General features: G+C 62.6%; 26 protein-coding genes. 9 read left to right on the top strand and 17 right to left on the bottom strand.

The genetic code is table 11. The features are described from left to right. Positions 1-9: 9 nt before the first annotated feature. The 5 genes from AB4N98_RS00365 to AB4N98_RS00345 all read right to left on the bottom strand — a co-directional run bounded on the left by AB4N98_RS00365 (position 10) and on the right by AB4N98_RS00345 (position 4,571). A complete protein-coding gene (locus AB4N98_RS00365; protein ID WP_068934841.1) occupies positions 10-1,077 on the bottom strand; it encodes a branched-chain amino acid ABC transporter permease in 1,068 nt (355 codons plus the stop codon). 23 nt (positions 1,078-1,100) lie between these two features. Beyond that, positions 1,101-1,982, bottom strand: coding sequence for a branched-chain amino acid ABC transporter permease (locus AB4N98_RS00360; RefSeq protein ID WP_065878497.1), 882 nt, complete (start codon positions 1,980-1,982; stop codon positions 1,101-1,103). Between the two features lie 2 nt (positions 1,983-1,984). Further along, the gene (locus AB4N98_RS00355; protein WP_068934843.1) at positions 1,985-2,761 is read right to left on the bottom strand and encodes an ABC transporter ATP-binding protein; all 777 of its coding nucleotides are present in this window, start codon (positions 2,759-2,761) and stop codon (positions 1,985-1,987) included. A gap of 10 nt (positions 2,762-2,771) precedes the next feature. Next, positions 2,772-3,827 (bottom strand): AMP-binding protein, encoded by a 1,056-nt coding sequence (locus tag AB4N98_RS00350; protein WP_017530407.1) that lies wholly within the window; start codon positions 3,825-3,827, stop codon positions 2,772-2,774. A gap of 183 nt (positions 3,828-4,010) precedes the next feature. Continuing rightward, complete coding sequence (locus AB4N98_RS00345; protein WP_116079789.1) at positions 4,011-4,571, bottom strand: cysteine hydrolase family protein; 561 nt, start codon at positions 4,569-4,571, stop codon at positions 4,011-4,013. A 119-nt stretch (positions 4,572-4,690) separates the two neighbouring features. On the opposite strand from AB4N98_RS00345, the gene AB4N98_RS00340 reads away from it, so the two are divergent. Further along, positions 4,691-6,079, top strand: coding sequence for an XAC2610-related protein (locus AB4N98_RS00340; protein WP_017530405.1), 1,389 nt, complete (start codon positions 4,691-4,693; stop codon positions 6,077-6,079). Positions 6,080-6,088: 9 nt separating this feature from the next. Here AB4N98_RS00340 and AB4N98_RS00335 read toward each other — a convergent pair whose 3' ends face one another. Continuing rightward, entirely contained in the window at positions 6,089-6,964 is an 876-nt protein-coding gene (locus AB4N98_RS00335; RefSeq protein ID WP_017530404.1) for a LysR family transcriptional regulator, read from the bottom strand. Between the two features lie 102 nt (positions 6,965-7,066). Here AB4N98_RS00335 and AB4N98_RS00330 point away from each other — a divergent pair, with 102 nt between their 5' ends. Next, entirely contained in the window at positions 7,067-7,936 is an 870-nt protein-coding gene (locus tag AB4N98_RS00330; protein ID WP_017530403.1) for an NmrA/HSCARG family protein, read from the top strand. A 16-nt stretch (positions 7,937-7,952) separates the two neighbouring features. Here AB4N98_RS00330 and AB4N98_RS00325 read toward each other — a convergent pair whose 3' ends face one another. Together AB4N98_RS00325 and AB4N98_RS00320 are read right to left on the bottom strand one after the other, a co-directional pair. Then, positions 7,953-8,534 (bottom strand): DUF6630 family protein, encoded by a 582-nt coding sequence (locus AB4N98_RS00325; protein WP_065878503.1) that lies wholly within the window; start codon positions 8,532-8,534, stop codon positions 7,953-7,955. Positions 8,535-8,549: 15 nt separating this feature from the next. Beyond that, complete coding sequence (locus tag AB4N98_RS00320; protein WP_017530401.1) at positions 8,550-9,161, bottom strand: TetR/AcrR family transcriptional regulator; 612 nt, start codon at positions 9,159-9,161, stop codon at positions 8,550-8,552. A 69-nt stretch (positions 9,162-9,230) separates the two neighbouring features. Here AB4N98_RS00320 and AB4N98_RS00315 point away from each other — a divergent pair, with 69 nt between their 5' ends. Beyond that, a complete protein-coding gene (locus AB4N98_RS00315) occupies positions 9,231-9,830 on the top strand; it encodes an NAD(P)H-dependent oxidoreductase (protein ID WP_116079785.1) in 600 nt (199 codons plus the stop codon). 1 nt (position 9,831) lies between these two features. Here the strand turns inward: AB4N98_RS00315 and AB4N98_RS00310 are convergent, their stop codons facing one another. The 3 genes from AB4N98_RS00310 to AB4N98_RS00300 form a co-directional block, all read right to left on the bottom strand. After that, positions 9,832-10,221 carry a hypothetical protein gene (locus AB4N98_RS00310; RefSeq protein WP_017530399.1) on the bottom strand — a complete coding sequence of 130 codons (390 nt, stop codon included), beginning with the start codon at positions 10,219-10,221 and terminating at the stop codon, positions 9,832-9,834. A 31-nt stretch (positions 10,222-10,252) separates the two neighbouring features. Then, complete coding sequence (aroA, locus tag AB4N98_RS00305) at positions 10,253-11,509, bottom strand: 3-phosphoshikimate 1-carboxyvinyltransferase (protein WP_068934857.1); 1,257 nt, start codon at positions 11,507-11,509, stop codon at positions 10,253-10,255. Between the two features lie 90 nt (positions 11,510-11,599). Continuing rightward, a complete protein-coding gene (locus AB4N98_RS00300) occupies positions 11,600-12,154 on the bottom strand; it encodes a UPF0149 family protein (RefSeq protein WP_017530397.1) in 555 nt (184 codons plus the stop codon). A gap of 160 nt (positions 12,155-12,314) precedes the next feature. Here AB4N98_RS00300 and AB4N98_RS00295 point away from each other — a divergent pair, with 160 nt between their 5' ends. Together AB4N98_RS00295 and nudC are read left to right on the top strand one after the other, a co-directional pair. Further along, complete coding sequence (locus tag AB4N98_RS00295) at positions 12,315-13,127, top strand: crotonase/enoyl-CoA hydratase family protein (RefSeq protein ID WP_017530396.1); 813 nt, start codon at positions 12,315-12,317, stop codon at positions 13,125-13,127. Between the two features lie 5 nt (positions 13,128-13,132). Beyond that, positions 13,133-13,966 (top strand): NAD(+) diphosphatase, encoded by an 834-nt coding sequence (gene nudC / locus AB4N98_RS00290; RefSeq protein ID WP_460149152.1) that lies wholly within the window; start codon positions 13,133-13,135, stop codon positions 13,964-13,966. On the opposite strand, the gene AB4N98_RS00285 is transcribed toward nudC, so the two are convergent. From AB4N98_RS00285 to AB4N98_RS00265, 5 genes are all read right to left on the bottom strand, one after another. Continuing rightward, positions 13,934-14,713, bottom strand: a complete 780-nt coding sequence (locus AB4N98_RS00285; RefSeq protein ID WP_017530394.1) for a TSUP family transporter — start codon at positions 14,711-14,713, stop codon at positions 13,934-13,936. The two genes, nudC and AB4N98_RS00285, sit on opposite strands and share 33 nt — an antisense overlap. A gap of 114 nt (positions 14,714-14,827) precedes the next feature. Next, on the bottom strand, positions 14,828-15,544 hold the full coding sequence (gene pcsA / locus AB4N98_RS00280) for a phosphatidylcholine synthase (protein WP_017530393.1): 717 nt from the start codon (positions 15,542-15,544) through the stop codon (positions 14,828-14,830). Between the two features lie 148 nt (positions 15,545-15,692). Beyond that, positions 15,693-16,613 carry a class I SAM-dependent methyltransferase gene (locus AB4N98_RS00275; RefSeq protein WP_017530392.1) on the bottom strand — a complete coding sequence of 307 codons (921 nt, stop codon included), beginning with the start codon at positions 16,611-16,613 and terminating at the stop codon, positions 15,693-15,695. A 59-nt stretch (positions 16,614-16,672) separates the two neighbouring features. Next, positions 16,673-17,161: a DUF1289 domain-containing protein gene (locus AB4N98_RS00270; protein WP_017530391.1), complete on the bottom strand. Its 489-nt coding sequence runs from the start codon at positions 17,159-17,161 to the stop codon at positions 16,673-16,675. A 145-nt stretch (positions 17,162-17,306) separates the two neighbouring features. Then, positions 17,307-18,557, bottom strand: coding sequence for a ribonucleotide-diphosphate reductase subunit beta (locus AB4N98_RS00265; RefSeq protein WP_460060304.1), 1,251 nt, complete (start codon positions 18,555-18,557; stop codon positions 17,307-17,309). Positions 18,558-18,893: 336 nt separating this feature from the next. Between AB4N98_RS00265 and AB4N98_RS00260 the strand changes: the two genes are divergently transcribed. Genes AB4N98_RS00260 through AB4N98_RS00245 form a run of 4 tightly spaced genes read left to right on the top strand, consistent with a single transcriptional unit; the run spans position 18,894 to position 22,145 of the window. Beyond that, positions 18,894-19,931, top strand: a complete 1,038-nt coding sequence (locus AB4N98_RS00260; RefSeq protein ID WP_460149151.1) for an isopenicillin N synthase family dioxygenase — start codon at positions 18,894-18,896, stop codon at positions 19,929-19,931. Between the two features lie 14 nt (positions 19,932-19,945). Next, complete coding sequence (locus AB4N98_RS00255) at positions 19,946-20,740, top strand: MetQ/NlpA family ABC transporter substrate-binding protein (RefSeq protein ID WP_065876871.1); 795 nt, start codon at positions 19,946-19,948, stop codon at positions 20,738-20,740. Then, a complete protein-coding gene (locus AB4N98_RS00250) occupies positions 20,737-21,483 on the top strand; it encodes a methionine ABC transporter ATP-binding protein (RefSeq protein WP_135197019.1) in 747 nt (248 codons plus the stop codon). The genes AB4N98_RS00255 and AB4N98_RS00250 overlap by 4 nt, the downstream gene beginning before the upstream one ends. Continuing rightward, entirely contained in the window at positions 21,480-22,145 is a 666-nt protein-coding gene (locus AB4N98_RS00245) for a methionine ABC transporter permease (protein ID WP_017530713.1), read from the top strand. Before AB4N98_RS00250 ends, AB4N98_RS00245 begins: the two co-directional genes overlap by 4 nt. Here AB4N98_RS00245 and AB4N98_RS00240 read toward each other — a convergent pair. Further along, on the bottom strand, positions 22,125-23,558 hold the full coding sequence (locus tag AB4N98_RS00240) for an aminotransferase-like domain-containing protein (RefSeq protein ID WP_017530714.1): 1,434 nt from the start codon (positions 23,556-23,558) through the stop codon (positions 22,125-22,127). The two genes, AB4N98_RS00245 and AB4N98_RS00240, sit on opposite strands and share 21 nt — an antisense overlap. Positions 23,559-23,660: the final 102 nt, after the last annotated feature.

The raw sequence follows: 23,660 nt of genomic DNA, 5'->3' as shown, positions 1-23,660 counted from the left end.
GGGGGGAGTTCAGTAACGCAGCGGCCAGACCCTGGCCCGTTGGCGAAAGCGCTGCCACAGCCGGGCCAGCCCTTCAGGTTCCTTGATCAGGAAGGTGATGATCAGCGCGCCGAAGAGCATTTTCTGGATGTTTTCCAGCTGGCCCGCGTCCATCAACCCAGCGGGCAACCACGCGAAGAGGTTGCCCAGCAGGATCGGGAACAACACGATGAACGCCGCGCCCAGCACATTGCCGAGCACGCTGCCCAGGCCGCCGATAATGATGATGAACAGCACCTGGAACGAGCGGCTCAGGTCAAAGCCGTGGGGCTCCACGGTGCCCAGGTAGGTGAAGGCCCACAGCGAACCGGCGACGCCCAGGTAAAAGCCGCTGATGGCAAAGGCAAGCAGCTTGGCTTTGAGCAGGCGGATGCCGATGACGGCCGCGGCAGTGTCCATGTCGCGCACCGCCATCCAGTTGCGGCCCAGTTCGCTGCGCACCAGGTTTTTGCCGAGCCAGAACAACGCGACCACCACCGCCAGCGTCAGCACATAACGGCCACGCGGCGAGCTGAAATCCAGCCCGGCAACCCGCAGCGGCGGCGAAGTGATCACACCCGAGGCGTTGTCGTTGGTAAACCAACTGAAGCGGGTGAGTACCCACTCCACCACGAACTGCGCGGCCAGGGTTGCCACCAGCAAATAGAACCCTTTGATACGCAGGCTCGGCAGACCAAAGAACACCGCCACCAGCGCGGCGATCACACCGCCCAGGGCGAAGCTCACCAGCAGGGGCAAACCCGGTACGCGCAGTTGCAGGTTGTAGGCGGCAAACGCGCCCACCGCCATGAACGCCGCCGAGCCCAGCGACAATTGCCCCGCGTAGCCGGTCAGCAGGTTCAGGCCCAACCCGGCCAGGGACAGCACCAGCAACGGCACCAGAATCGCGCTGAACCAATAGTCGTTGCCCAGCCAGGGCATCGCCACGAAGGCAAAGCCCAGCAGCAGCCACAACCCGATGCGGTCCTGGCGCAGGCGAAAGGTGCGGCGCTCGGCCGCGTAGGAGGTGCTGATTTGACCGACTTCTTGATACAGCATGCAGGCAGTTCCTCAAAAAACCATCAAACCCGTTCGATTGCGCGCTCGCCGAACAACCCGGCCGGTCGCACCAACAAAAACACCAGGGCCAGGACATAAGGCACCCAGTTTTCAATGCCGCTGCCGATGATTGGCCCGAGGTAGATCTCGGCGATTTTCTCTGCCGCGCCGATGATCAGGCCGCCGACAATCGCGCCGCCGATGGACGAGAATCCGCCGATGATCAGCACCGGCAGCGCCTTGAGCACCACCAGCGACAGCGAGAACTGCACGCCCAGGCGCGCGCCCCAGAGCAGGCCCGCCACCAGCCCGACAAACCCGGCCACCGCCCACACCAGCGCCCAGATACGCGGCAGGCGAATGCCCACCGCCATCGATGCCAGCGGATCATCGGCCACCGCACGCAACGACAGGCCGATGCGTGTCTTGTTGAACAGCAGTGACAGGGCCAGTACCAGCCCGGCGGCGGTAGCGGCGGCAAACAGGTCGAATTGCGAGAGCAGCATGCCGCGGATTTCCAGCGGTTCATCGGCGATGCCCAGGTCCAGCCCGTGTACCTGGGCGCCCCATAGAAATTGCGCCAACCCTTCGATCAGGTACGACAAGCCCAGGGTCGCCATGAACAGGATGATCGGCGGGCGATTGACCAGCGGCCGCAGCACCACTTTTTCGATCAGCAAGGCCAGCGCCACCATGCTCGCCAGGGTGGCGAAGAACGCCCAGGCAAACGGAAAGCCGCGTTCCAGCAGGCTGACAAAGGTCAGCGCGGCGAACAGCACCATGGCGCCCTGGGCAAAATTGAATACGCCGGAGGCCTTGTAAATCAGCACAAAACCAATCGCCACCAGCGCATACATCACCCCCGCCAACAGGCCGCCGATCAGCACTTCGAAAAAAAATTGCATGCTCAGGTACCCAGGTAGGCGGCGATGACAGCCGGGTTGGCGCGCACCTGTTCGGGCGTGCCGTCGCCGATCTTGCGACCGTAGTCGAGCACCACCACGTGGTCGCACAAGCCCATGACCACGCCGATATCGTGTTCGATCAACACCACGGTGGTGCCGAACGCATGGTTGATGTCGCGGATGAACTGGCTCATCTGCGCCTTTTCCTGGGCGTTCATGCCGGCCATGGGTTCATCCAGCAGCAACAGGGTCGGTTCAGAGGCCAGGGCGCGGGCCAGTTCCACACGTTTTTGCAGGCCGTAGGGCAGGGTGCCTACCGGCACGTGACGCCAGGGATGAATCTGCAAAAAGGCGATGATCTGTTCCGCATGCAGGCGGTGGGCGTCGTCCTCGCGAGGGGCGCGGCCCACGCGCAACATCTGTTCGACCCAACTGCTGCGGCGCTTGAGGTTGCGCCCGGTGAGCACGTTGTCGAGCACGCTCATGCCCTTGAACAGCGCGATGTTCTGGAAGGTACGCGCGATCCCACCTTCGGCGGCCTGGTGCGCGCGCATGCGTCGGCGGGTTCGGCCGGCATAGCGGATGCTGCCGCTCTGGGGATGGTAGACGCCGTTGATCACGTTGAGCAGCGAGCTTTTACCGGCGCCATTGGGGCCGATCAGCCCGCAAATGTCGCCGGCCTTGACGTCGAAGCTGATAGAGGTAATGGCCTTGATACCCTTGAACGACAGGGAAATATCATCGAGCCGCAGTAAAACCGAGTCAGTGGGTGCGCGCATGGAGGGCTCTTCAGGCAGTCCGGGACAGCAAGGGGTCGGTAGGTGCGTGGCGGGGGGAAGGCTCGTGCCAATGTCCGGGGTGAACACCCAGCGCGCCAAAGAATGCCGCGCTCCGCGGGGCCAGTGGCGGCCCCACCAGTAACGGCACGCGCAGGCGGCTCATGCCCAGCACATCGAGCAATGGGCGGCGCACCAGCCAGCGGCCCAGCCAACGCCGAACGGGCGACGGGGTGGGTTGCATGGCCCAGCGGTACAGGCGATGACTGAACGTACCCGGCAACGGCAGGCGTTCAGCCACCCACTGTTCCAGGCGCCCATAGGATTCGCGGGTGCCCAGCACCAGGGTCGGGCCCAACTCACGACGGTCGGTGTCGCGGGTGGCCAGCGCTTCGGGAAAATTCAGGCGGAAGCCGGCGTGCAGCCAGGGCGCCAGCAGGTAACGCGCCTGGCCGCTGGCGGCGAATACCCGCGCGGCGAGGGCTTCTTCATCGCAGGTCAGGTGTTCTCGGGCGATCAGGGTGCGGGCGCCGGCCAACAATTGGGCATGGCTTAATTGCACGGGGGTGCCTGCGTGAAACACAAAGGCGAGGGCGCTTGATTGCGTGGCGCAGGCGGGGGCGGGAGCGTTTGCGCTCAAGTCGGCATAGGCGATCAAACCGGCGGCGTGCGGATGATTCAAACCGCGCCCGTCGAGGTATATCAGCACGCGGTATTCACCGATTTGCTGCACCGCCTGCAGATCTTCCGCCAGCACGAAGCTGGGCCGCCGTTCGGCCAACACCGCGCGGTTGTCGTGCTCGGGGTCCAGCAAGGTAACGCTGGCGCCCAACCACTGCGCGGCCAATGCCAGCAGCAAGGCTTCGGGGCGTGCCTGGCTGATGATCAACAGGTTGTCGTTGCCACTCAAACCCCGCTGGTGCAGTGCGGCGGCGAGCTCGCCGACATCGCCGGCCAGTTCACTCCAGGTGCGCACCTGCCAGATGCCCAGACGCTTGTAGCGCAAGGCAACCGCTGAACCGCGCGTGTGTGCTTGGCGCAACAGCGCCTGGGGCAGGGTGTGGGGCATGGGAGCATCCTTCGGGGTTAATGCAAGGGTGATTGCACGCGCCATGCCAGAGAGGAAATTGCTTTTATTTCAAAGGGATATGAGCGTCTTGCGGCGCAATGGCGTGTGTGGATTCAGCACAAGCTGCCCGGCCACTGTTGCTGCGCCAACAGTGGCGCTGGCCCGCGTGAAAGCGGCGGTGTTTTAACTCGATATCAGGATCTCATCGGTCGCGGCCACCCTGGCGTAGTCCATCGCCAGGTTGCTCAACGACAACGCGTGTACATCCTCAGCCGGCCACAGGCGCCCCGACAGGTCTGTCTGATCGAACGTATAACAGGCGTCCGACGCCACAATCACCTCAAACCCCAGGTTGCCGCCCGAGCGCGCGGTGGCCTCGACGGAGTTGTTGGTGATCACCCCGACGATCACCAGTTGCCTGATCGAACGGGTATGCAGCCAGCGCTCCAGCCCGGTGTGTGTGAACGCATCCGGGACGTTTTTTTCGACGACATGTTCGTGCGCAAGCGGTTGCAGCGCGGCCTGGAACTCACAGCCTGGCTGTCCCGGCCAGAAGACGGAGCCTGGCGTGCGGGAAATATGCCGCACGTGTACGACCGGCCCGCCCGCCTGCCGCCACGCGCCCAGCAGGCGCTGCATGTGCCGCTCGGCGTCGGGGTTGTTGCGCCGCCCAAGCGCCGGTTGGTGCATGCCTTGCTGCATGTCGATGATCAATAACGCGGCGGTTGCGGCTAATGGTTGCATGGCACTTTCCTTGGCGGGGGAGGCACGAAACATATCAGCCAATGTGCGCACCCAAACAGCGATTTGTTCGAAAACAACCGCTACACTGCCGCCCCCGAATTTCAGCAAGGATGCTTTGGATGCGTTCGCTCGTCAGCGGTGTGCTGCTTTCTCTGTCCCTGGCCACCTCGGCCATCGCCGAACCCCGTTCGTTTTCGGTCAATGACCCCAGTGGGCAGTTCCTGGTTGAGGTGCTGTTCCCGCAGGTCCCCCAGGACTTGCGCGAGCGGGCGCGGGCGTTGGTCACGGTGCGCGACAACGCCACCCTGCAGATTCTCCAACAGCTGGAAACGCCGGCAGGCAATGTGCCGCTGGACAATGACGGTAAAACCGATGCGGCGCACCTGGTGGGCGAGTCCGGCTTGCTGTACTTCGCCGATATCAATGGCGACGGTCGCCAGGACTTGGCTATCCGCCACGACACCGGCGCCGCCAAGGACTTCCAGTACAGTTACGACGTGTACCTGCAAGACCCGCACAACACGCAGTGGGTACTCAACGGTCCGCTGAGCACCCTGGCGAACGAGACCTCCGGCGGGATGTTCTCGGTCAACCCCAAGGACGGCATCATCCATTCGCAAACCGATCGCGGCTGCTGCTGGATGCGTGTGAGTCGCTGGCAAATGCGCGATGGCGAACTGGTACAGCTCAGCTCGTACACCCAGCAAGAGGTGCCCGCGACGGACGACGACGCCAACAACAGCATGCCCAGTGGCTACATGCTGCGCACCACCGGCGAGTGGAAAGACGGCCAATGGCTGGAAACCCCGCGCTTGGAAGGGCCGGTCAATGAAGATGCGCAACGGTTGGTCGGCACCCTCGATGGCAAGATCGCGGTGCAAATCTGGTACCAGCAGCAGGGCGCGGTGGTGATTGGCGAGTTGCGCTACACCAACAGCGGCAGCGGCAAGCCGATCAAGCTGGTGGGGGACCGTGGCGAATATGGCGATGACACTTACCTTTACCTGCACGAGTACACCGACGACGGGCATCAAACCGGCATCTGGCGCATCAAGTCGGATTACACCGGTACTTGGGTCAGCGGTGCCAAGGGCGACAAGCGCGAGCGCGTGATCCAACTGCACGATGAATACCGTGAACCCGACTACGAGCTGTTTGGCGACGTTGCCCGCGACCAACGCGACGGCCATTACCAGATGCGCGATGACTTCCTCGACCGCGACGGCGACCTGGACCTCAGAATTCTCCCCGAGCGTGATGCCCAGGGCAGGGAAGTGGCCGAGTTCACCGTGACGCTCAAGGAAACCGGCACCGGCAAGGTTATCGTCAGCGCGCACCACACCGTGCCGATGGAAACCGAAAACCTGATCATCGTGCGTGAACCGTTGGCGGCGCGACGCGCGGGGCCTTACCACATCCAACTGGTGAAGCACTTCGCGGTGATCAACCACAACTCGGCGCCGGATTTTCCGGATTACTTCACCGGGATGTATCGCAAGCAGCCCTGAGAGGGGCGCTTATCCGTTCAGCAGCAGCGACATGTCCGGGTACCTGGCACCTATAAAATCGACAAAAGCGCGCACCTTGGGTGCCGCCAGGCGCCTGGAGGTGTGCAAGACCCACAGTTCAGCCTCCACATCCGAAGCAACGCCCCACTGCACCAGCTCACCGCGGGCAAGCTGGCCCCACGCCATGGACTGCGGCAAGAGGGCAGCCCCACCACCTGCGACAGCGGCATCACGAATCATCAAGAAGGATGAGAAACGCAGCGTTGGAACCGGCTCCAGGATCAACTGGCCGCCATCGAGCGTCCAATGGCCGGGCTGGGAAGCCGACATCACGATGCCGGGAACGGGTCGGGTTGCGCCGGGCATTGGCCTGGGCACTTCAGGCGCCGCCACCACCACCAATCGGTCCCTGGCGAAGCAACGGCCGACCAGATTGCTGTCGGGGCTGGGGTTGATGCGGATGGCTATGTCGAATTGCTCCTCGACCAAATCGACCAGGCGATCCTCCGCCACCACGTCCAGCGTGATTTGCGGGTAGGCCGCACAAAAATCGGCGCCGATCCGGCCCATCGCCAGTTGGGAAAACAGCACGGGAGCCGCCACACGCAAGTGTCCGCGCGGCGTCGATACGCCGTCGCGAGCGGATGCCATTGCTTCGACTACTTCGTTCAACGGCCCCTCGGCGCGAGCCATCAGCGTGGCTCCAGCCTCGGTGAGCTTCAGGCCCCGCGCGCTGCGTTCAATCAGCCTAACGCCTAGTTGTTCCTCCAGTTCGGCAATGCGCCTGGAAAGTGTCGCCTTGGACCTGCCGCTGGCACGGCTGGCTTTTCCCAGCCCGGCGTTGTTGGCGACCAGGGCGAAATCAATCAGTGCGTTGAGGTTCATGCTGTTCCACATTTGAGACGGGGTGTCTACATAGTCGCGTCTTCGTTTTGTATGTGCAGCGGCCTATCGTCTGGTCTCCACTCCTCAACATGAGCAATAGCCATGAGCATTCTTGTTACCGGTGCCACGGGCACCATCGGTTCTCTTATCATCCAGGGCCTCAGCGAGGCCGGCGCAGAGGTCAAGGCTCTTGTGCGCCAGCCCGGTAAACGCGACTTTGCGGCAGGTGTCAGCGAAGTAGTTGCAGACTTGACCGATGTCGTGTCGATGCGTGCCGCGTTGTCGTCGGTGCGCACGCTGTTCCTGCTCAATGCGGTGACGCCGGATGAAGTGACGCAAGCCCTGATCGCGCTGAACCTGGCGCAAGAGGCGGGCATCGAGCGCATTGTCTACCTGTCGGTGATCCATGCCGATCGGTTCAGCAATGTCCCGCACTTTACCGGTAAACACACGGTCGAGCGGATGATCGAGACCCTCGACATACCGGCCACGATTCTGCGCCCGGCCTACTTCATGCAGAACGAACACATGGTGTTGCAGACTATCCGCGATTACGCGGTGTACCCAATGCCGATCGGCTCGGCGGGTGTGTCGATGATCGATGCGCGCGATATCGCCGATGTGGCAGTGGCTGAGTTGCTGCGTCGCGACCGGGCCCCGTCGGCGCTGGCGCGTACGACATTGGAACTGGTGGGGCCGCAAGCGCTGAGCGGTGAGTCTGTGGCTGGGATCTGGAGTACGGCGCTGGGGCGCGAAGTGACCTATGGCGGTGATGATGTCGCCGCGTTCGAAGCGCAACTGGCCGCGTACGGTCCGGCCTGGCTGGCGTATGACATGCGCTTGATGATGGCGGGTATCCAGACGTTCGGCATGCAAGCGGCCGAAGGTACGGTAAAGCGTCTGGAGGCTATCGTCGGGCACCCGCTGCGCACCTACGAAGCTTTTGTGCGCGAGGCGGTTGCCGAGGGCTGAGCGTCAACGGCGCCCTTCAAAAGCCCTCCAGGCTGACCTTCACACCTGCTTGTTGTGCCAGCTCAACGATGGCTTCGACGCGCTGTGCATCCACGATAAACCCGACGTATTCGTCACCGCCGGAGTCCAGATGCACAAAGCGCTTGCCGAAGCCGGTGAGCCATTGGTCATAGCTGTCCAACACGGCTTGCATCGGTCGTGTGCCGGTGTGCAGGTAGGTGTAGGGTTCCTGCACGCCACTGGCCGAAGCCAGGTGGGGGGCAAGGTATTGGAACCCGTCGAAGCCACGCCAATCGACGTTGAGCAATGCAAGGTAGGCGAGTTTCTGGCCTCTTGACGGGTCAAGCAGCCCGTCGGTCAAGGCGCTGGTGGCGTCTTGATCGACGGCGTACTTGCGCAGCACACGCCGTACGAGCCTGGCTCTTTCTGGCTCGGGTGCGGCGCTTAACAGCGTTTCGGTCAGGGTTGCGAGCGCTTGCTTGCGAGCCTTGGATTCAGGTGTGCGAAATTCCCGCATGATTGCCGCATGACTGGCATTGGTTTCATCGGGAGGCGGCATCGTAAAACGGCCGCCGAACAAACGATCAAAGAACCCCATGCTGCCCCCTTTGCCTTACTTGCTTAGGCGTTGGTACCCAAGAACCATCGCCAGAATCATCGCCAACAGCTCCTGCTGCGCCTCTTCACGGCTGATTTCGCCGCTGGCCGCCGCGTGAGACAGCGCCTCTGCCGCGCCCAACATGGCGCGCAGGCCGGCTTGAGAGACGGTGCCCGTGGGCGCGAAGGGCGCCAGTGCGTCGCGGCATTTGTCGAGGAAGATCACCTCGTATTTGCGCTTGAGGGCTTCGAGCTCCGGCGAGCCGCTCAGTGCTGCGGTCACTCCCGGGATTTCCCGCCCCTGCAACAACACACAATCGACATACGACGCGGCAATCACCCACGCACGGTCTTCCAATGTCGCGCTGCTGGCGTCGATGGCGTCGGCAAACACTTGGTTCTGGCGCCCATCGAAATCTTCGTACAAGGCCGCCAGCAAGCCGGCACGGGTGACGAAATGGTCGTACACCACCGGCTTGGTCACGCCCGCCAGTTCCGCCAGGCGGCCCAGGGTCAGGGCGTCTGTGCCTTCTTCGCGCACCAGCTGCCAGGCCACTTCCAATAATTGACGCAGGCGATCTTCACGAGACAAACGCCGACGTGGGGCAGGGGATTCACTGCTTGACATGCTTATATACCAAAAGTAACTTACTAATCGTAACTTAACGCCAGCCTAAACCGAAAAGGTGTCAATGTCATGCACGCACTGATCGTTGTTGCTCATCACGACCCGCAATCCCTTACGCACAGCATTGCCGCGCACGTCGCCGCCGGCCTCGGCGCGTCGGGGCACACCTATGAAATCGCCGACCTTGCCGCCGAAGGCTTCGACCCGCGCTATACCGCTGCCGACCATCGGGTACACCGCACCCACGCCACGCCACCGGCCGATGTGCTGGCCGAACAAGCGCGCCTGGACCGTGCCGATGCGCTGGTGCTGGCGTTTCCGATCTACTGGTGGTCATTGCCGGGCCTGCTCAAGGGCTGGATAGATCGGGTATTCGTCAACGGCTGGGCGATCGATTACGGCCCGGACACCCCGGTGGTGAAAAAGCTGCGCCACTTGCAGGTGCATCTGCTCGCCCTCGGCGCGGCGGATCACAGCGCGTTTGACCGCCACGGCTATGCCAAGGCGATGCGCACGCAGATCGACTACGGCATCTTTGATTATTGCGGCGCGCAGGTGGTGACGTCCGAGCTGCTGCTGGACTCGGAAGGCGGCGCGGCGCAGGCACATATGAAAACTGCACATACCGTGGGGCGGGGGTTGTTCAAGGCAGAGACGGTTGCCGGCTGATTCAACCGTCGCGAAACAGATCGTGGGCATCCAGCAGGCGATAGGCGATTTCCGGGCGCTTCTCCATGCCTCGGCGAATCGCCGCCGGAATCGATTGCCGGGTCTTGCGACACATGCCCGGTAACTCGTCGATGACGATCTGAATCCCGCGCATGCTCTTGACCTCGGTATGACCCGGCGCGACATGCACGCGAATGCCCAATTGCTGGTACATCAGCTGTTGCATGCGCTCCAGGTCTTGCAGGCTCTTGAGGTCTTCAAGGCGTTCGAGCAGGCGTTTTTCTTCCTGGCGCGTCAGGTTGAGGATGCGCAGGTCGGCGCCTGGGGTTGCAAGCAAATGCTCGCGGTTACAGACGCAGGCGCCGGGTGGGCAGGGTTGGCGAATTGTCATGTGTGGCCCTCCCCAAACCGACGCGGCCGGCTCAGTAGCTGAGCGCGACCCCAAGACTGCCCAGGGCCTTCCAGTATTCCGGATAGGTCTTGGCCACGCAGTCCGGGTCCTGGATGCGGATACCCGACACTTTCAGCCCGGCCAGGGCAAAGCACATGGCAATGCGGTGGTCGGCGTGGGTGTCGATCAGCGCATTGCACGATGTGCCGGCCAGCCCAGGGTCGGCGGCCACCAGCAGGTCGTCGCCGTCGATGGTGGCCAGGCCCGGGCGAATCTCATTGAGGCCGTCATGCAGCGCTTGCACGCGATCACATTCCTTGACCCGCAGGTTGGCCAGCTCGGTGAAGCGCACGGGGGTGTTATTGAATGCGGCCAATACCGCCAGGGTCGGGATGGCGTCCTGCATTTGCGAGCCGACGACCGTGGCCTGCATGTTCGGGAACTGCGCGATCACGGCCTGGGCCTTGGCGTCGGGCTGGGTGAAATCCTGCGCGGCCACGCCGATGTCGATATGGCCGGCGGTCAGCACTTCGGCGGCCCACAGGTACGTGGCGGCGGAGGCGTCCGGTTCGATCAGGTAGTCGTGGGCGGTGTAGCCGGTGGGCGCCACGCGCCAGGTGGTGTCGTCGACCGCTTCGACCTGCGCGCCGAACGCTCGCATGCAATCGAGGGTCAGGTCCACGTAGCCGCGGGCGCCGATGTCCTTGCCGGTCAGCGCCACTTCAATCGGCGCTTCACCGCATGCCGCCAGCATCAGCAGGGCAGAGACGTACTGGCTGGACAACCCGCCGTCGATCTCAAAACGTTTGGCCTGGACCTTGCCTGCGCCGTGCACGGTTACCGGTGGGCAACCGGTTGGGCTGTCGACCCGGATACCGTTCTGGCCGAGGGTGGCCAGCAGCGGGCCGATCGGGCGCTTGCGCATATAGTCGTCGCCATCGAGTACCACGGTGCCCTCGACGGTGGCGACCGCTGCGGTGAGAAAACGCATCGCGGTGCCGGCGTTGCCGAGGAACAGCGGTTGTGTCGGCAATTGCAGCTTGCCGCAACCGGTCACGACGAAAGTGGTGTCATCGGGCTCATCGATGGTCACGCCCATTTGGCGCAGGGCCACCGACATATGCCGGGTGTCATCGCTCTTGAGTGCGCCGCTCAGGCGGCTGGTGCCCTTGGCCAGGGCGGCCAGCAGCAGGGCGCGGTTGGTAATGGATTTGGAGCCGGGCGGTGCGACCTTGCCATTGAGGGGGAAATTGGGCGGTGTAACGGTCACGGTTTTCTGCGAACTCAAGGTACAAGGCTCCTGGTCAAGGCAAGGTGGTACGGAGTGGCCGACGGGCGGACCCGAATAATCGGCCAAAGGTGCGGTGCTTGTCGAGGTTTAGCGCTGGGAGAGCCAGTAATCGTGCAGCGCCCGCGCGGCCGGCTCGATCTCGCTGACGCGCTGTTGGTGGGCCTGCACGTCCAGGTCGGCGGGTAACTCGAAGTTGTCCTGCTCGGCGCACCAGGAGATTTTCTCCAACTGCGCGGCCAGTTCGACCGGCAGTTGCGGCCAATTGCCGATCGCTGCGCCACGGATGTAGCCAAAGCACCACTCTTCAGCCAGGGTCACGATTTGGCCTTGATGCTCGGTGTCATCAAAGCGTGCCTTGAAGTCTTGGGCGTTGTTGGCCAACTGTGCCGCCAGGGTGTTGATGTGGCGTACGCACAGCTCCAGGAAACGCTGTGCTTCTTCCATGTTTTCCCATTCCGGATTCTGCCCGCCCCAGATGGCCGGGAACCATTGGGCGATATCCACTTGCGTCGGGCTCGACACCAGCGCGGTGAAGTAGCCGTCGAGTTCGGCCAGGTTCAGCACCGAATGATCATCGCCGTACTTGAGCAGGGTTTCTTCGATAAGGTCGAATTCGGCGGCGGCGAGGGGTTGGGCGTGCATGGCATTTCCTTAAAACATCGAGCGCCGCGTTCAGGGCGGCTTAAAGCGCCAAGGATGGCGCCTGGCAAGGTTTTTTGCCAGTCCCGCTTTTGGCCGATGCGCCGTCATGCACCCTTGTTATAGTTCGGGCCTTATCACTCGCCAGTCAGGGATCACTGCCATGTCCGAATACCAAGCTTTCGTCGTCGAACTCAGCGGCAACGTTGCCCATGTGCAGATCAATCGTCCGGAAAAGATCAACGCGATGAACGCCGCGTTCTGGACCGAGATCATCGACATCTTCCAATGGGTCGAAGACACCGATGCCGTGCGTGCGGTAGTGCTCAGTGGCGCCGGCAAGCATTTCTCCTCTGGCATCGACCTGATGATGCTGGCCTCGGTGGCCAACGAATTCGGTAAGGACGTGGGCCGCAACGCACGCCTGTTGCGGCGCAAAATCCTTGAGCTGCAAGCCTCGTTCAACGCCGTCGACAACTGCCGCAAGCCGGTACTGGCGGCGATCCAGGGTTACTGCATAGGTGGCGCCATCGACCTGATCAGCGCCTGCGACATGCGCTACGCCGCCGAAGATGCGCTGTTCTCCATCAAGGAAATCGACATCGGCATGGCCGCCGATGTGGGCACCCTGCAACGCCTGCCGCGCATTATCGGCGACGGCATGCTGCGTGAACTCGCGTACACCGGTCGCCAGTTCGGCGCCGAAGAGGCTCGCGGCATTGGCCTGGTCAATCGGGTGTACGCCGATCACGCGAGCCTGCTGGCCGGGGTGCTGGAGATCGCCCAGGAAATCGCCGCCAAGTCGCCGATTGCCATCGCCGGTACCAAGGCCATGATCAGCTACATGCGTGACCACACGGTCAATGACGGTCTGGAATACGTTGCCACCTGGAACTCGGCTATGTTGCAATCCAACGACCTGCGCGTGGCCATCGCGGCCCATATGAATAAGCAGAAACCCGAATTCGTGGATTGACTGACATGACTCCAGGCTGGATCACCACAACGCTGCTGGATAACGAAACCCCCGGCGGCTGGGCCGTCGCCCGCAGCCGCGACGGTTTTTTACATGACTCCAACGGCCCGCTGTTCCCACGCGAATGGCTCAAGCGCCAGGACCTCGCGGTGTTCGCCGAACACGGCCTCGGCCACCTCGATGGCGAGCCGGTGTACTTGCTGGAGCTCGACTCGGCGGGCGAGGTACCGGGGTGCAGCTGGCAGGGCCTGCGCGGCTTCATGCTGCAGGGCGATCACACCCTGTTCAAAGTGCTCGGTTATGCGGCGCAGATCGGCACTTGGGCGCGCGAACACCGGTTTTGCGGCAGTTGCGGCCAGGCCATGGTTCAGGTGCCTCGGGAACGCGCCATGTTCTGTGAGGCCTGCGACCTGCGCAGCTACCCACGGATTTCTCCGAGCATGATCGTGCTGGTGACCCGTGGCGATGAGATTTTGCTGGCCCGTTCGCCGCGTTTTGTCAGCGGCGTGTACAGCACGCTGGCGGGGTTTGCCGAGCCGGGCGAGTCGGCCGAGGACTGCCTGATTCGTGAAGTGCACGAGGAAGTGCAGGTGCGCGTGAAGAATATCCAGTACATGGGCAGCCAATGCTGGCCGTTCCCCCATTCGATGATGCTGGGCTTTCACGCCGAATATGCCGGCGGCGATATCTTGCCCCAGGCCGACGAGATCGAAGACGCGCAGTGGTTCAACATCCACGACCTGCCGCCGTTGCCGGCGTCACGCTCGATTGCGCGTTACCTGATCGACCTCTACCTGGCCCGTCGTTTAGGCCACGCTGAACCAGTGTTGCCAGGCTAGGCGCACCGTCAGGCCGAGGACCACGGTGATAAACACCGGGCGAATGAATTTGGCGCCGCCGCTGATCGCGCTGCGTGCGCCAAAGAACGCGCCCCCCATCACCGATATGCCCATGGCCAGGCCGACGATCCAGTCCACCGAGCCGTTGAAAATAAACACCGACAGGGCCGCCGCGTTACTGACAAAGTTCATGCTGCGCGCCACGCCGCTCGCTTTGACCAGATCGATGGGGTGCAGCAGCATCGTGCTCACCGTCCAGAACGCCCCGGTGCCGGGGCCTGCCACGCCATCGTAGAAGCCCAGGCCGAAGCCCTGGGTGGCTTGCCATTTCTTCTTGATCGGCGCCTCGGCGTCCAACGGTGTCTTGGGCGTACCACCAAACAGCAGGTAGACGCCGCAGGCGAATACGATCACCGGCAGCATCTTGTTCAGGGTTTCGGCGGGCAAGTAGTGCGCCACCACCGCACCGGCGAGGGCGCCGACCAGCGTGCCGACGATGGCATGCACCCACTGGCGCGGGTGGAACAGCTTGCGGCGGTAGAAGGTAAAGCTGGCGGTGGCCGAGCCGAAGGTGGAACTGAGCTTGTTGGTGCCCAGTACCAGGTGCGGCGGCATGCCGGCGGTGAGCAGGGCGGGCGTGGTGAGCAGGCCGCCACCGCCGGCAATGGCATCGATAAAGCCAGCGATAAACGCGACGCAGGCGAGAATGGCGAGGGTGGTCAGGTCAACGCTGAGTTCGAAGGGCATGGGATGGGCTTATTGTTGGCGGGGCGGGTGAGGGTCGCCATCTTACCTGCCTGATGTGCGCAGAACCAACTGTGGGAGCAAGCCCGCTCCCGCAGTTGATCTGTGTATGTTTGGCTACTTGTGGGTGCCCAGCCACTCCAGCGCCGTGCGCCACACGCAAATCCCCAAGAAGTACGCTGACATCAGCGACCACAACCCGAATGTCCACGGGTTGGTGTTGGGGTAGTCGACCACCATCAGAAAACTGCACAGCAACCAGATCGTGGTCACCGCGATGTTGATCGGCATGAACCGCTTGACCCGGAACGGGTGCAGGAACTTCATCGGCGTGACGGTCAGCAGCGCCAGGCCGATCACGGTCAGCAGCGTCACCCAGGCCTGCGGCTGGATGATGTACACGCATAAGGCAACTACGTTCCAGGCGGCGGGGAAGCCGACGAAGTAGTTGTCCTTGCTCTTCATGTTCACGTTGCAGAAACAGAACAGCGACGACACCAGGATCACCGACACCGTGAACAGGTGAGTGAAGTCCGGCAGGTCGATGTAGCGGTAGATAAACAGTGCGGGAATGAACACATACGTGAGGTAGTCGATTACCAGGTCCAGCACCGAACCGTCGAAGCTGGGCAACACCGTGCTGACATTCAGTCGTCGCGCCAGTGAACCGTCGACGCCGTCCACTACCAGCGCCAAGCCCAGCCAGAGCAGGCAGGCCTTGGGTGAGTTTTCCAGCAACGCCAGGGTGGCCAAGAAGGCCAGGACCACGCCGGTGGCGGTGAAGCCGTGGGCGCCCCAGGCTTTGATTCTGGCTACATGCAGGGTCGATATCACGGGCGGTTCTCCAAAAGGTCAAACGGGGCAGCCGACAACGTGACGCGGTCGAGTCTGGCCGGGGAATGCAGGTATCGACCGGGAAGGGGGTTATAAGGTTCACCGCCCGGTGTATCGCTAAGCGTAGCAAGCGTAGGACGTTTCGACATCAACCCTGACGGAACACCAGTGCTTTCAAGCCACTTTGCGCGTCGATATCGGGAAATTCCGGCGGGTTTTCCAGGCGCTCGACAAAGCGCAGGCCGGGGGCCTCGCGGGTCACGCCGTCGATCAGGAAGTCCTCGCCGTAGGCCGGGTCGTTCATGCACGCCAGCACCGTGCCCTGGGACGTGAGCAGATCGGGCAGGCGGCGCAGCACGCGTTGGTAGTCCTTGGTCAGCAGGAAGCTGCCTTTCTGGAAGGACGGCGGGTCGATGATCACCAGGTCGTAGGGGCCGCTGTTGGTGACTTTGGCCCAGGACTTGAACAGGTCGTGGCCCAGGAAGGTCACTTTGCTCAGGTCATGGCCATTCAGGCGATGATTGTCGCGGCCACGGCTCAGGGCGCCGCGGGCCATGTCCAGGTTGACCACGTGGTCGGCACCGCCTTCGATGGCCGCCACCGAGAACCCGCAGGTGTAGGCAAACAGGTTGAGCACGCGCTGGCCGTGGGCCTGTTCGCGCACCCAGTTGCGGCCGTAGCGCATGTCGAGGAACAGCCCGCTGTTCTGTTTTTTACCCAGGTCGATCAGGTAGCGCAGGCCGCCTTCGGTGATGACCCGTTCCTCGATGGCGTCGCCCACCAGCCATTCGGTGGTGCTTTGCGGCAGATAACGGTGTTGCAGGGCCACGGCGTGTGCACCGAAGCCGGCCCAGTCGATCTGCGCCAATTGGTGCTTCAAGGCTTGCAGATGTTCGGTTTCCTTGAACAGGGCGACCAGCACGACGCCTTGCAGCCAGTCCACCGTCACCTGCTCCAGCCCTGGCCAGCAGCGGCCCCGGCCATGAAACAGGCGCCGGGTCTCGGCCGGCGCGCTGGCCAGGGCGGTGAGCAGGTGGGTGTGCAGGGTAGCGAGTGCGTCTGGGTTCATCGTTGAGCGTCGGTCGTTGAGCGGGCGGCATTTTAAACACAATCGGGCGCGGTTGTTGCTCAGAGCGTGGCGATCAAGGCTGGGCCAAAGGACTCACGCAGAAAGCCGGGGGCGATGTACCGCTCGTAATGCGCCTCGGAGAGCAGGAAGAACTCGCGGTCGATCGCGTCACGCAGGTCTGTGAGGTTGCGCTCGCGAAACTCCGGCAACAGCGCCAACCCATAGGCATCCAGCTTGGAAATCACCCGCGCACCTCGGGCAATCAGTTGGTAGGCCCAGCAATACGGCGACTGGTGCGGCATAAAGCGGATCTTGCGCTCTTCCAACTGCCGGCGCAGGCGTTGCGGGTCGAACACTTCCAGCTTGCTGGTCATTACCTGCACCAGCAGTTGCTCAAGGCGCAGCCACACCGCCTGTTTTTCCTCGGCGTTGTAGCCATTCCACTGGATGACTTCATGGTGATAACGCTTGCAGCCCCGGCAGACCAGGTCACCGTAAACGGTGGAACACAGACCGATGCACGGGGTCTTGATGGTTTGGTTGGGCATAAAGGGCAATTTGCAAAGTTTACGGAACACCGCGTTCCCAATGTGGGAGGGGGCTCCCGATAGCGGCGCATCAGTCACAGAGGCTTTAACTGAACTACCGTCATCGGGAGCAAGCCCCCTCCCACATTGGGGTGTGTGATGCTGATCAATCCCAGCTCAGCGCGCCGCCGGTCTGGTACTCGATCACGCGGGTTTCGAAGAAATTCTTCTCTTTCTTCAAATCCATAATCTCGCTCATCCACGGGAACGGGTTGGTCGTGCCTGGATACTCTTCCTTCAGCCCAATCTGCGACAAACGACGATTCGCGATGAACTTGAGATAATCCTCCATCATCGCCGCATTCATCCCCAGCACCCCACGCGGCATGGTGTCACGCGCATATTCGATCTCCAGCTGAGTCCCTTGCAGGATCATCTGGGTCGCTTCTTCCTTCATCTCGGCATCCCACAAATGCGGGTTTTCGATTTTGATCTGGTTGATCACGTCGATACCGAAGTTCAGGTGCATCGACTCATCGCGCAGGATGTACTGGAACTGCTCGGCCACGCCGGTCATTTTGTTGCGGCGGCCCATGGAGAGGATCTGGGTGAAGCCGCAGTAGAAGAAGATGCCTTCCAGTACGCAGTAGTAGGCGACCAGGTTGCGCAGCAGTTCTTTGTCGGTGTCGACGGTGCCGGTTTCGAACTTGGGGTCGGAGATCGAGCGGGTGTATTTCAGGCCCCACGCGGCCTTTTTAGCCACCGATGGGATCTCGTGGTACATGTTGAAGATCTCGCCTTCATCCATGGCCAGCGATTCGATGCAGTACTGGTAGGCGTGGGTGTGGATCGCTTCTTCGAAGGCCTGGCGCAGGATGTACTGGCGGCACTCCGGGTTGGTGATCAGGCGGTACACGGCCAGCACCAGGTTGTTGGCGACCAGGGAATCGGCGGTGGAGAAGAAGCCCAGGTTGCGCATGACGATGCGGCGTTCGTCGTCGGTGAGGCCTTCGGGGTTTTTCCACAGGGCGATGTCGGCGGTCATGTTGACCTCTTGCGGCATCCAGTGGTTGGCGCAGCCGTCGAGGTACTTCTGCCAGGCCCAGTCGTACTTGAAGGGCACGAGTTGGTTGAGGTCGGCGCGGCAGTTGATCATGCGTTTTTCGTCAACGGCGACGCGGGCGGAGGCGCCTTCGAGTTCGGCGAGGCCTTCGGCGACGTCGAGTTTGTCCAGGGCAGCCTTGGCGCGGATGATGGCGGCGGAGTCGTTGGCGGTGACGGCGCGGGCTTCGACGGCGGCAGCGGCGCCGGCACCGTCGAGGCGGTCCATGTTGGCTTCGCTGGCGTGGCCGGCGTTGGCGCCCTTGACTACCGCTGCACCGGTGTCTTCGTTGTCGACTTCATCCCAACTCAGCATTGAAATACTCCTTCCTGATCTGTTTCGGCGGGGTGTGAACCCGGTCTAAAAATAGGTGATTTTGCAGACTGCTAGGCATTGAAATATTGCGCGGAGTGTGGTCGGTAAATACCGATTCTGCACACTATGTAGTGGTCTGTCTTGTAGGTCGGCACACTATATGGGGTGTAACACCTCTGGTCAACGCACAAGAGCGGCTCGACTGTCGCAGGGGCCAAGCGCGTGCGGCGTGGGTGTGCATGCCTAAGCTAATGCTAAAAAGGTATTTATTAGCGGTTTTTAAGATCGTTTAGCTTGGACGCTTCCCCAGGATGTTATTCAAGGAGCGAGCCGCCGATGGCCCACGTACAGTCAATTACCGCCTTGCCGCTGTTGGACCTGGCGCAGCTCGACGGCAGCCCGCAGCAGCGTCGGCAGTTTCTCGATGAGTTGCGTCTGGCGGCGCGCCATATCGGCTTTTTCTACCTCACCGGGCATGGCATCGACCGTGACTTGCTGGCCCAGGTGCAGCAACAGGCACGCGCGTTTTTTGCCTTGCCCGAGGCCGATAAACGGGCGGTGGGCATGCTTAACTCCCCCCACTTTCGCGGCTACAACCGCGCCGCCTCGGAGATCACCCGAGGCCAGCCCGACCTGCGCGAACAATTCGACGTCGGCGCCGAGCGCGAGCCCTTGCCCGCGGCGCAATACCCGGCCGCCTGGGCACGCTTGCAAGGCCCCAACCAATGGCCGCCGGCTCTGCCACAACTCAAACCCCTGGTGCTCGGCTGGCAGCAGGCGATGACGCAAATGGCCCTGCGCCTGCTACGCGCGTTCGCCCAGGCCCTGTCCCTGCCGGAAAACGCCTTTGATGCGCTGTATGGCGACAAACCCAACGAACATATCAAGCTGATCCGCTACCCCGGCCGTCATGCGCAGCAAAGTCGCCAGGGCGTCGGCGCGCACAAGGACTCCGGGTTCCTGAGCTTTTTGCTGCAAGACCAGCAGGCCGGTTTGCAGGTGGAAGTGGAGGAGGGCCGTTGGATTGATGCGGTGCCGCGCCCCGACACGCTGGTGGTGAATATCGGCGAACTGCTTGAACTGGCCAGCAATGGCTACCTGCGCGCGACCGTTCACCGCGTGGTGTCGCCGCCGGTGGTCAGCGAGCGGTTGTCGCTGGCGTTTTTCCTCGGGGCGCAACTGGACGCGGTGGTGCCGGTATACCAATTGGCGCCCGAGTTGCTGCGCGATGCCCATGGCCCCGAGAGCGACCCGCGCAACCCATTGCTGCGCGATGTGGGCTGGAACTACCTCAAGGGGCGCCTGCGTTCCCACCCCGATGTGGCTCAACGTTTCTACGCCGACGCCACGTTGCCCGAAGCACTGTCCGCCTGATCAGGAGATCACCGATGTTGAAAACCACCACCCTTACCCTGGCGGCATTGCTGGCCTCCTTCAGCGTGTCGGCCGCCGACGCGTTGCGCGTGGCCGCTGATCCGATTCCCCATGCGCAGATCCTCGAATACGTACAAAAGCTCGACCCGAGCCTGAAGCTGAACATCATCGAGATCCCCAGCGGCGTGAATTCCAACGAGTTGCTCGCCCACGGTGATGTCGACGCCAATTACTTCCAGCACCTGCCGTACCTTTACTCCCAGGAACAGGCCCTCGGCCAGAAGTTCGCCGTGGCGGCCACGGTGCATATCGAGCCGTTGGGTATTTATTCGCGTCGGCACACCCGCTTCGCTCAAGTGCCGGACAAGGGCACTGTCGCCGTCCCGAATAACGTCACCAACCTCAGCCGCGCGCTGTACCTGTTGCAAGCCAACGGTTTGATCAAACTCAAACCCGGCTTCAACGACGCCGCCAAGGAACAGGCCACGCCCAAGGACATCGCCGAAAACCCCAGGCACCTGAAGATTCTGGAAATTGAATCGCCGCAAATTCCCCGGGCCTTGGACGATGTGGACCTTGCGGTGATCAACGGCAACTTCGCCCTGGAAGCCGGGCTCGAACCGGCCAAGGATGCGTTGGGCCTGGAGCAGGCCAAGGGCAACCCGTATGCGAATATCCTCGTCACAACCCCCAAGCTGGCGGATGACCCGCGTATTCGGCAGTTGGCCAAGGACTTGCGCTCACCGGAACTGGCCAAGTTCATCAGTGAGAAATACGCCGGCTCTGTGATCCCGGTGGCGGTCGAATGATCGTTGTCGAGGGCGTCAGCAAAACCTACGCAAACGGCCAGCCGGCGGCATTGGATAACGTGTCGTTGCAGATCGCCGATGGGGCGATCTTCGGCATTGTCGGGCGCAGCGGCGCGGGTAAAAGTACCTTGCTGCGCTGCTTGAACCTGCTGGAGCGACCGACGTCCGGGCGTATCCTGCTGGATGGCCAGGACCTGACCCGGCTGAACGACAAACAGCTGCGCCAGCACCGCCAGCGTATCGGCATGATCTTCCAGGGTTTCAACCTGCTGCATTCGCGCAATGTGGCGGATAACGTGGCGGTGCCGCTGGAGATCGCCAATGTGCCCAAGGCCGAGCGCGCGGCGCGGGTGTCGCAGTTGTTGGCACTGGTGGGGCTCAGCGACAAGGCCCAGGCGTTTCCCTCGCAGTTATCGGGCGGGCAGAAACAGCGCGTAGGCATCGCCCGCGCCTTGGCCGCGCGGCCCGCGTACCTGCTGTCGGATGAAGCCACCAGCGCGCTGGACCCGGAGACGACGGCGTCGATCCTTGAACTGCTGCGCGACATCAATCGGCAACTGGGCGTGACCATCGTGTTGATCACCCACGAGCTGGAGGTGGTCAAGGCGATCTGCGACAGCGCGGTGTCCCTGGCCGACGGCCGCGTAGTGGAAAGCGGCACGTTGCTGCAACTGCAGAGCGACCCGTCGTCGCGCCTGGGCCGTTCGCTGGGCCACAGCCTGCACGTGGTGAGGGCCGTATGAAGACCGATTGGAACGACATCCTGCAATTGCTGCTCAACGCCACCGGCGAAACCTTATACATGGTGCTGCTGGCCGGGCTCTTCACCTTGCTGATCGGCCTGCCCCTGGGCGTGCTGCTGTTTATCAGTCGACGCGATGGCTTATTGCCGCTGCCCCGCCTCAATCGGGCGGTGGGCGCGGTGATCAACCTGGGGCGTTCATTGCCCTTTGTGGTGCTGTTGATCGCACTGATCCCGCTGACCCGCTTGATCGTCGGCACCACCCTGGGCAGCACCGCCGCCGTGGTGCCGATCACCATCGGCGCCTTTCCGTTCTTTGCGCGAATTGTCGAAACCGCGCTGGACGAAGTGGACAAGGGCCGCATCGAAGCTATCGTGGCCATGGGCGGGGATATCCGCCATGTGATTCTCAAGGTGTTGTTGCCCGAGGCCTTGCCGGCGCTGGTCGCCGGGGTGACCTTGACCCTGGTGATGCTGATCGGTTTTTCATCCATGGCCGGGGTGATCGGCGGCGGTGGGCTGGGTGACCTGGCGATTCGCTATGGTTACCAGCGCTTCAATAACCAGATCATGGTGGTCACGGTGATCGTGCTGGTGCTGCTGGTGCAAGGCGTGCAAAGCCTGGGCGATCGTTGTGTGCATTCATTGGCCCATCGACGCTGAGCAGCCCGCGAGGCGGGTGGCCTTGAGCAGCGCTTCAAACACTTGCTGCACCCGTGGCTCATCACTATGGGCCACATTGAAACGCATCGAATCGCGATGGGCCGTGTCGTAGCCGAAGAGCGCACCCGGCGCCAGGACCATGCCGCGTTTCAACGCCTCCTGGGCCAGCCACTCGCCGTCCACCCCCGGCGGCAGGCGCGCCCAGATAAACATCCCGCCTTCGTAGGCCATCGGCAGTTCGCAGCCACAGCGCCTGAGCCATTGTTCGACGCGCCCGCCAGCCTCCATCAAACGCTGGACCATGCGCTTGCGATGCCTGGCGTAGCTGCCTTCGCTGAGCATGCGATACACAATGTGCTCGAACAGCTCCGAGGTCACGCCGCCGCTCATCAACTTCATGTTGGTGAGGTTGGCCGCCAACTGTGGCGCGGCCACCACGTAGCTGACGCGGGTGTTGGCGCTGAGGATCTTGGAGAAACCCGACAGGTAGGTGACGTGGTCCAGGCCGGCGATGGCGGCCAGGCGTGGCGGTGGGTTGGGGTGCAGGTCGCCGTAGAGGTCATCCTCGACGATATGGCAGTGGTACTGCTGGGTCAGTTGCAACAGGCGAAACGCCTGGCTGGGGCTGAAGGAATGGCCCGTGGGGTTTTGCAGCACGCTGGTGGTCAGGTACAGGCCGGGGCGGTGCTCGGCCAGCAGGTGTTCAAGCGCGGCGAAGTCCAAGCCGTCGGGACGGCGCTGAATGCTCACCACCTTGACGCCATGCAAGGCCAGGTTGGCGTGGAAGTTGAAATAGCACGGCGCGTCCAGCAGTACCGTGTCGCCGGGCCTTACGAGCAGACGCATCAGCATGTCCAGGCCCTGCACGGTGTTGGGGGTGGTGATGACCTGTTCCACCGGCACCGACAAGCCTTCGCCATGCAGCTTCTGTTGCAGGGCCTGGCGCAATGGCAGGAAGCCCGCCGGCGTGCCCAGCCCGGCGATGCGCAGCGACGGCGCGCGCACCACGCTGCGCATCGCCTGGCGCAGGGGCTCGGCGTCCAGCCATGCTTCCGGCAGATGGCCGCCGCCGGGGCGCAGGTCGCCATCGGCGGTGGCCAGTGGTCGGCGCAATACGCTGAGCAGGTCCTGGGGCAGCAGGTCGACCCACGCCACCGACGCCGGACGTGGGCTGTCCATCGTCACAAAGTGACCACGGCCCTGACTTGAGGTGAGCAGGTTGCGCCCGCGCAGGCGGTCCAGCGCTTCGTTGAGGGTGAACTTGCTGACGCCCAGGGTCTGGGCCAGTTCACGCACCGAGGGCAACTTGCTGCCGGGTGCCCATTCGCCGTGCTCGATGGCCTGGCTGAACGCTTCGACGATCTGCTGCACCTTCGGCGTGCCTTCCACGAAGGCAATAGCGGATACAAACATAAATCTTCCTTGTGTTTGCCGGTGCTTTTACCGGTGAAGTATGGCCGGATTAGGCATTACTTTACCTGCCTTGCGCAATGCTGCTTGCCTAGACTGCACGCT

It is taken from the genome of Pseudomonas sp. S3_E10 (assembly GCF_054667615.1).
This window is presented reverse-complemented; position numbering and strand designations above follow the sequence as displayed.